This window comes from Rhodobaculum claviforme (assembly GCF_016653255.1).
Classification (GTDB): domain Bacteria; phylum Pseudomonadota; class Alphaproteobacteria; order Rhodobacterales; family Rhodobacteraceae; genus Rhodobaculum; species Rhodobaculum claviforme.
The window spans coordinates 1-7,802 of the sequence record NZ_NHSD01000210.1 but is presented as its reverse complement, the minus strand read 5'-3'; the positions used below and the strand labels follow the sequence as shown (position 1 = coordinate 7,802).

Sequence of the window (7,802 nt, the reverse complement as noted above, 5' to 3'; positions counted from 1 at the left end):
ATGCGTTGCTGGGCCGGGCGGCGGCGGCGCTGGGCGCGCGGGGGGCGGATTTCCTGGGCGTCAACCCGATCCATGCCGGTTTTGCCACCGATGACGGGGCCACCAGCCCCTATTCCCCCGCCCATCGCGCGCGGCTGGATACCCGCCACATCGCCCTGTCGATGGCGCCGGGGGGGGCGTCCGGCCCGTTGATCGACCATCCCGCCGAAGGGGCCGCCCACCGTGCCGCCCTGCGCGCGGCCTTTGCCGACGCGCCCGACCCGCCCGGCTTTGCCGCCTGGCGCGCGCAAGAGGGGGGCGGGCTGGAGGGCTTTGCCATCCACCAGGCCCTGTCGGAGCGATTCGGCCCGCACTGGCCCGCCTGGCCCGCCGCCTTTCGCGACCCCGCCCGCGCGGAGGTCGCCGCCTTTGCCGCCCGGAACCCGGCCGAGGTCACCTTTCATGCCTGGGCGCAGTGGATGGCGCACAGCCAGCTTGCACAGGCGCAGGCGCGCGCGCGGGCGTCGGGGATGCGCCACGGGCTGTACCTCGACCTTGCGGTCGGCACGCACCCCGACGGGGCCGAGACCTGGGCCGACCCTGACCTCTATGCCCGCGAGGTGTCGCTGGGCGCCCCGCCCGACGACTTCGGCCCCTTCGGTCAGAGCTGGGGCCTGGCGCCGCTGCGCCCCGACAGGCTGCTGGCGCGCGACATGGCGCCGTTTGCCGCGATCCTGCGGGCGCAGTTCCGCCATGCGGGGCTTTTGCGCATCGACCATATCCTGGGCTTTGCCCGCGCGTTCTGGGTGCCGCCGGGCCTGCCGGGGGCGTATGTGACGATGCCGCGTGCGGCGCTGCTGGCGGTGGCGCGGCTGGAGGCGGCGCGCGCCGGGGCCGCCCTGGTGGGTGAGGACCTCGGGGTGATCCCCGACGGGCTGCGCGCGGACCTTGCGGCGTCGGGGGTCTTGGGCTGCCGGGTTGCCATGTTCGAACGTGACGGCGGCGGGTTCCGTCCCCCCGGGCAGTATCCGCCCGATGTGCTGGCGTCGTTTTCCACCCATGACCTGCCGACGCTGCACGGCTGGCGCGCGGCGCGCGACATCGACTGGTGGGAACGGCTGGGCAATCTGGACGCGGGCACGGCCGATCATCATCGCGCCGTGCGCCGGGGCGATGTCGCGGCGCTGGATGCCGCGCTCGATGCCGAAGGCGCGTGGGCGGGCGATGCCTCGGTGGCCGAGGCGGTGCACCGCTTCGTCGCCGCCACCCCGGCCGCGCTGGTTGCGGTGCAGGCCGAGGATGTGTTCGAGTGCGTCGAGCAGGCCAACCTGCCCGGTACGGTCCACACCCATCCCAACTGGTGCCGCCGTCTGCCGGTTCCGGTGGCGGCCTTTGATACGGATCCGCGGTTGCAGCGCACCGCCCGCCTGATGGCGCACGCCGGCCGCACGGAGGAGAGAGAGATGCCCGAGACCCTGCGCGTCACCACCCACCCGACCCGGCCCATCGCGGGGCAGAAACCCGGCACCTCGGGGCTGCGCAAGAAGACCCGCGTGTTCATGGAGCCGCATTATCTGGAGAACTTCGTGCAGGCGCTGTTCAACGCGCTGCACGGCGCGGAGGGCAAGACCTTCGTGCTGGGCGGCGACGGGCGCTATTTCAACGACCGCGCGGCGCAGGTGATCCTGCGCATGGCCGCCGCGCAGGGGGCCGAGCGGGTGATCGTGGGGCAGGGTGCGCTTCTGTCCACGCCGGCGGCGTCACACCTGATCCGGGCACGGCGCACGGATGGGGGCATCATCCTGTCCGCGAGCCACAACCCCGGCGGCGCGGACGAGGATTTCGGGATCAAGTTCAACACCCCCAACGGCGGCCCCGCGGCGGAGGCGATCACGACGGCCATCCACGCCGAGACCGAGCGGCTGTCGGAGTACCGCATCCTGGAGGCGCATGACATCGATCTGTCCCACATCGGCACGCATGACCTGGCGGGCATGGTGGTGGAGGTGGTGGACCCCGTCGCCGACTATGCCGCGCTGATGGAGGAGCTGTTCGACTTTGACGCGATCCGGGGGCTGTTCCGCTCGGGCTTCCGGATGAAGTTCGACGCGATGCATGCGATCACCGGGCCCTATGCGGCGCATATCCTGGAACACATGCTGGGCGCGCCGATGGGGACGGTGGTGAATGCGACGCCCCAGCCCGATTTCGGCGGCCATCACCCCGACCCCAACCCGACCCATGCGCGGCTGCTGTACGAACACCTGATGGGCGACCACGCGCCGGAGTTCGGCGCGGCCTCGGACGGGGACGGGGACCGCAACATGATCCTCGGCCGGGGGATCTATGTCTCGCCCTCCGACAGCCTGGCGGTGATCGCGGCGAACGCGCATCTGGCGCCGGGGTGGTCGGGGGGGCTGCGGGGGGTGGCGCGCTCGATGCCGACCTCGCGCGCGGTGGACCGGGTGGCGGCGGCGCGCGGCTGGGACGCTTACGCCACGCCCACGGGGTGGAAGTTCTTCGGCAGCCTGCTGGATTCGGGGCGCGTCAGCCTGTGCGGCGAGGAGAGCTTCGGCACCGGCGCCGACCATGTCCGCGAGAAGGACGGCCTGTGGGCGGTGCTGATGTGGCTCAACATCCTCGCGCACCGCCGCCAGTCGGTGGCCGAGGTGCTGGCCGATCACTGGCGCGAGTACGGCCGCGATTACTACTCCCGCCATGATTACGAGGGGGTGGACGCGGCCGGGGCTGCGGCGCTGATGGACGCGCTGCGCGGGCGGCTGGATGCGCTGGCGGGGACCGTGGCGGGGCCGCTGACGGTCTCGGGGGCGCGGGATTTCGCCTATACCGACCCGGTGGACGGCGCCACCGCCACCGGCCAGGGGCTGGAGATCGACTTCGAGGGGGGCGCGCGCGCCGTCCTGCGGCTGTCGGGCACCGGGACCGAGGGGGCGACCCTGCGCGTCTATCTGGAGCGGCCCGAGGCGGCGCTGGACCTCGACCCCGCACGGGCGCTGGAGCCGGTGGTGCAGGCGGTCGCGGCACTGGCCGATATCGCCGGTCACACCGGCCGCACCGCCCCCGACGTCGTCACCTGAAGGGAGAGGCATGTTGCAGGATCTGTCCGATATCACGCTGAACACGGCCCAGACCGAAGTGATGGCCGAATGGACCCGCGCCCAGATGGTCGAGGCGCCCACGGCGTTCGACGCCGCCCGCGCCATCGCCCGCCAGCTGGGCGCGCAGCCCGAAGCCGGCGTGACCCGCTTTGCCTTCTGGACGCCCGAGCTGCTGGACGCCCGCGTGCCCGAGGGCGACATCTTTCTGGAGCTGCTGGACCCGATGGAGCCGGTGGCGCTGACCCGCGCACGCCAGCGGGTGCGGTTCCGGCGGATCTATGTCCCGATGACGCGGGTGGAGGATGTCTGCGTCGCCGCCATCGACGGCGTGCGTGCCGGATCACGCGAACAGCTGGGGCATTTCTATGCCATGGCGTGGCGCGACCGCGACGGCGGCTGGCACCGTATCCTCGACCCGATGGCGTCCAGCCTGCCGTTCGGGCCGATGGCCCCGGCCGAGGTCTATGACCTGCACGAGATGCAGGCGAACCGTGCCGACCGCCCCTATTGGGAGGGGCTGGCCGGCCCGCAGCCGCACAAGTTCGGCCCGGTGCCCAACATCCTGCAGATCCATGTGCCCACGGCCACCGCCGGGGGCACGCTGGCCAGCCTCGCGCGCGAGTTCGACCGCCTGTCGGAACGGCTGCGGCGCGACCTTCCGCTGGAGCCCGCCGACGAGCTGTTCCTCGGCTATGACGCGGTGCAGCTGCTGCCGGTGGAGCCGACCACCGTCTACGAGATGGGCCCCGAGTTCTGGACCGAATCGAACCAGGGCCCCGAGGAGGTGACGGTGGACCTGCTCCACCCCGACACCACCAACTGGGGCTATGACGTGGTGATCGCGGGGATGGCGGCGGTGAACCCCGCGCTGCTGGAGACGGGACGGCCCGACGAGCTGGTGGACCTCGCGGCATCCCTGCACAACTTCTCCACCGGGCCGATCCGGCTGATCCTCGATGTGGTGTTCGGGCATTCCGACAATCAGGGCCTGCGCGCGCTGAACCCGCATTTCTTTGCCGGGCCGAACATGTACGGCCAGAATCTGGATTACCGCAACCCGAGGGTCCGCGCGATCCTGCTGGAGATGCAGCGCCGCAAGGTGGATTTCGGCGCCGACGGGGTGCGGGTGGACGGCGCGCAGGACTTCACCTTCTGGGACCCGTCGATCGAGAAGCTGTGCCACGACGACGAATACCTGCAGCTGATGTCGGACGTGGAACAGCATGTCGCCGGCACCCTCTATCGTCCGTGGTTCATCTTCGAGGACGGCCGCCCCTGGCCGCAGGAGGACTGGGAGCTGGCGTCCGACTACCGCGCCGTGGTCGAGGCGCAGCGCGATGACGACGTGTTCCAGTGGGGGCCGCTGACATTCGCCCACAACACCCCGTTCCTCTATGGCTTCTGGCTGTCGAAGTTCTGGCGCATCAAGGAGATGCTGGGCGTGGGCTCGCACTGGATCTCGGGCACCGCGAACCACGACACGCTGCGCCGGGGCACGCAGGTGAACCCCAAGCTCAACATCAACACCCGGCTGGGCGAGACCCAGATGGAGATCCTGGAGAAGGCCTACGACAACCCCGCGGTGTCGATGCTGACCTATGTGGCGTTCCCCGGCGTGCCGATGGATTTCCTCAATGCCACGGCGCGGGCGAACTGGGGCTTCATCCGCAACCAGGACGACCGCTACGGCGTGAAGGTCGTGGCCGAGGAGGCGATCTCGCTCAAGTGGCAGGTGGACGAGTACGCCTATTCCCGCCCCACCTTCTTCCGCCGGTTGAAGGAGATGGGCTACGCCACCCGCGAGGAGCTGGCGCGGTTCCTCGAATTCCTGCCCGCGCTGGTGGAGGTCACCGATTACGACCTCGACGAGATCGCGCGGCTGCTGAACGCGGTGGAGCCGCCGCTGGCGGGCCCCGAGACGTTCTCGCCGCGGGTGCTCAAGGCGATCGCGCGGGCGTGGATGGACGACATGCACGACTATTGCAACGTCAGCCAGGCGCTGTCGCAGCTCGATGCCGGGCATGTCGGGTTCATGCGCGCCCTGCGCGATTTTCGCCACCGCCATCCGTGGCTGCGCGACAACTACGCCCCGGTGGATCACTTCGACTATGTCCAGCCGATTCGCGGCCGCACGATCTTCACCGCCCTGCGCAACCGCCCCGAGGCGCTGGGCGGCGGCCAGGCGTTCTGCATCACCCATATGGAGGGCGGCGAGACCGAGGAGTTCGACCCCCTGACCCTGCGCGTGCCGGGCCTGGAGGGGATGGGCTGGGAACTGGCGCTGCGCACGCCCAACATCGGGCAGGACTACACCGGCGGACCGGTGACGTTGCGCGACAGCATGGGGCTGGTGTTCACACGGGGGCTGTGACGCGCCGCTGTGCAGCCGCGCACAGGGGCGTTGCGGCCCCGCCTGTTTCCGCAGGCGCCGCGGCGACCATCTGTCATGGCAAGGCATCGCAGCGAAGGACAACCGCCATGAGCCAGCCCACCGCAGGCCTGCACCACGTCACCGCCATTTCCGGCGCCCCGCACGAGAACCTCGCCTTCTACACCGAGCGTCTGGGGCAACGGCTGGTCAAGCAGACCGTCAACTTCGACGATCCAGGCACCTGGCATCTTTATTACGGGGATGCCGGGGGCAGCCCGGGCACGATCCTGACCTTCTTTCCCTTTCCCAATGCCGCGCCGGGCCGCGAGGGGCCGGGCCAGGCGCTGGCCTTTGCCTATGGCGTGCCGCGCGGGGCCTTCGACGGCTGGGTGACCCGGCTGGGCGCCGGGGCGCGCGACGTGACGCAGCGCTTTGGCGCGCGGGTGCTGAGCCTGCGCGACCCCCATGGCCAGCGGCTGGAGCTGATCGAGGCCGACGGGCGCGGCGACGCGCTGGGGGGGTTCCACTCGGTGACGCTGTGGGTGGACGATCCCGCCGCCACGGCGCGGGTGCTGACCGACATCCTGGGCTACGCGCAGGTGGGCGAGGAAGCTGAGGGCAAGGGCCGCCGGATGCGTTTTGCCGCGCCGGGCGGGGCTGTGGGCCGCGTGGTCGACATCCTCCGGCATCCCGGCGCGTCGGGCCGGCAGGGGGCGGGCACCATCCACCACATCGCCTTCCGCGCCGCCGACGATGCCCACCAGGACGAGATCCGCGCCCGGGTGGCCGCCGCCGGCCACCACGTCACCCCGCGCATCGACCGGCAGTACTTCAACGCGATCTATTTCCGCGAGCCCGGCGGCACCCTGTTCGAGGTCGCGACCGACCCCCCCGGCTTTGCCGTGGACGAGGCACCCGACGCGCTGGGCACCGCCCTGAAGCTGCCGCCCCGGTACGAGGCGCAGCGCGACCGCATCGCCGCGGCGCTGCCGCCCCTGCGGATGCCCGAGGGGGCGCGCTGATGACGGCGCTGCCGCACGCTTCGGCTTTGGTGTTGCGTGCGGGCGGCGGCGACCGGCTGGGCGTCGTGCTGTTGCACGGCCGGGGCGGGCGCGCGGCCGATATCCTCGGGCTCGGCACCGGTCTGGAGGGCGCGCGCCTGCTGGCCCCCGAGGCCGACGGCCAGAGCTGGTGGCCCCACAGTTTCTTGGCGCCGATGGCGGCGTTGCAGCCATGGCTGGACGGCGCGCTGGCGGCGGTGGACCGCGCCGCAGAGGTGCTGCGCGCCGAGGGGCTGGCCCCCGGACAGATCGCCGTGGCGGGCTTCAGCCAGGGCGGGTGTCTGGCGCTGGAATGGGCCGCGCGGCGGGGCGGGCCGCTTGCGGCGGTGGTGGGGCTGTCGGCGGGGCTTGTGGGCACAGCCGACGCCCCAGGCCCGCCGGATGCGGCGCTCCATGGCCATACCCCCAAGGTGATGGGGCAGGCGGGGCGTCTGGATGGGGTGCCGATCTGGCTGGGGTGCCATACGCAGGACCCCCACATCCCGGCCGCGCGGGTGCGGCACTCCGCCGCCACCCTGACCGCGCTGGGCGCCGAGGTCGCGTGCCGCCTGCATCCCGGCGCGGGCCATGGCATCACCCGGGCCGATGTCACCGCCCTGCGCCGCCTGCTGGGCGGCTGAGGGTCACTCCAGCCGGGCGCGCACGCGGGCCTTCAGCTCGGCGGGGGGGATGTGCCCGTCCAGCTGGGGGCGCAGCGCGGCCATCACCCGGCCGATGTCGCGCAGGTTGTGGGCGCCCAGCCGGGCCAGGGTCGCGCCGATGGTGGCGTCGATGTCGCCGCTGCGCATGGGGCGGGGCAGAAGCTCCTCGATCACCTCGGCCTCGGCGGTCTTTTCGGCGGCTTGCTCCAGCCTGCCGTTTTCCTCGAAGCTGGCGGCGGTGGCGCGGCGGCGCTGGGCCAGCACCGCGAGGATCTCGCGCAGCTCCGCGTCGGTCAGCCCGCCGTCGCGACCGGCGGCATGCAGCGCGCGGTCGCGGTCGCGCACCGCCGCCGCGATCAGCCGCAGCGTCGCCGCGCGGTGGCCGTCGCCCTGGGAACAGGCGGCCTGGAGGTCCGCCCTGATGCGCGCACGCAGATCCATTCCGCCCCCACCCCTGCGGCCCCATGCCGGTCATCGATGCTATCGCTGCGCGCGGGGCGCCGCAATCGCCCTTTCATCCGACTGACGGGGAACGGGAATTTCCCCGCGCTGCCGTCGGCTTGACCCAGCCCCGCGCGGTCCCTATACGATGCGACCGGCCCGCCGGGGATGCGGATGACATCGGGCGGGC

The 7,802-nt window shown here is 72.0% G+C and carries 5 protein-coding genes and 1 pseudogene; 5 read left to right on the top strand and 1 reads right to left on the bottom strand.

The features are described 5' to 3' along the window. Positions 1-5: 5 nt before the first annotated feature. From CCR87_RS17210 to CCR87_RS07400, 5 genes and pseudogenes are all read left to right on the top strand, one after another. Positions 6-1,304, top strand: a pseudogene (locus tag CCR87_RS17210) (4-alpha-glucanotransferase); the annotation flags it as partial. 150 nt (positions 1,305-1,454) lie between these two features. Further along, on the top strand, positions 1,455-3,077 hold the full coding sequence (locus tag CCR87_RS17205) for an alpha-D-glucose phosphate-specific phosphoglucomutase (RefSeq protein ID WP_420850155.1): 1,623 nt from the start codon (positions 1,455-1,457) through the stop codon (positions 3,075-3,077). A 10-nt stretch (positions 3,078-3,087) separates the two neighbouring features. After that, positions 3,088-5,469 carry a glucosylglycerol hydrolase gene (gene gghA, locus CCR87_RS07410; protein ID WP_242511905.1) on the top strand — a complete coding sequence of 794 codons (2,382 nt, stop codon included), beginning with the start codon at positions 3,088-3,090 and terminating at the stop codon, positions 5,467-5,469. 107 nt (positions 5,470-5,576) lie between these two features. Next, the gene (locus CCR87_RS07405; protein ID WP_201156912.1) at positions 5,577-6,491 is read left to right on the top strand and encodes a ring-cleaving dioxygenase; all 915 of its coding nucleotides are present in this window, start codon (positions 5,577-5,579) and stop codon (positions 6,489-6,491) included. Beyond that, positions 6,491-7,150 carry an alpha/beta hydrolase gene (locus CCR87_RS07400; RefSeq protein WP_201156911.1) on the top strand — a complete coding sequence of 220 codons (660 nt, stop codon included), beginning with the start codon at positions 6,491-6,493 and terminating at the stop codon, positions 7,148-7,150. The genes CCR87_RS07405 and CCR87_RS07400 overlap by 1 nt, the downstream gene beginning before the upstream one ends. A gap of 3 nt (positions 7,151-7,153) precedes the next feature. Here the strand turns inward: CCR87_RS07400 and CCR87_RS07395 are convergent, their stop codons facing one another. After that, entirely contained in the window at positions 7,154-7,612 is a 459-nt protein-coding gene (locus CCR87_RS07395) for a GatB/YqeY domain-containing protein (RefSeq protein WP_201156910.1), read from the bottom strand. Positions 7,613-7,802: the final 190 nt, after the last annotated feature.

Excerpts from the sequence above, each read along its gene's own strand:
- gghA (WP_242511905.1), top strand. The coding sequence starts at position 3,088 with ATGTTGCAGGATCTGTCCGATATCACGCTGAACACGGCCCAGACCGAA.
- CCR87_RS07405 (WP_201156912.1), top strand. The coding sequence starts at position 5,577 with ATGAGCCAGCCCACCGCAGGCCTGCACCACGTCACCGCCATTTCCGGC.
- CCR87_RS07400 (WP_201156911.1), top strand. The coding sequence starts at position 6,491 with ATGACGGCGCTGCCGCACGCTTCGGCTTTGGTGTTGCGTGCGGGCGGC.
- CCR87_RS07395 (WP_201156910.1), bottom strand. The coding sequence starts at position 7,612 with ATGGATCTGCGTGCGCGCATCAGGGCGGACCTCCAGGCCGCCTGTTCC.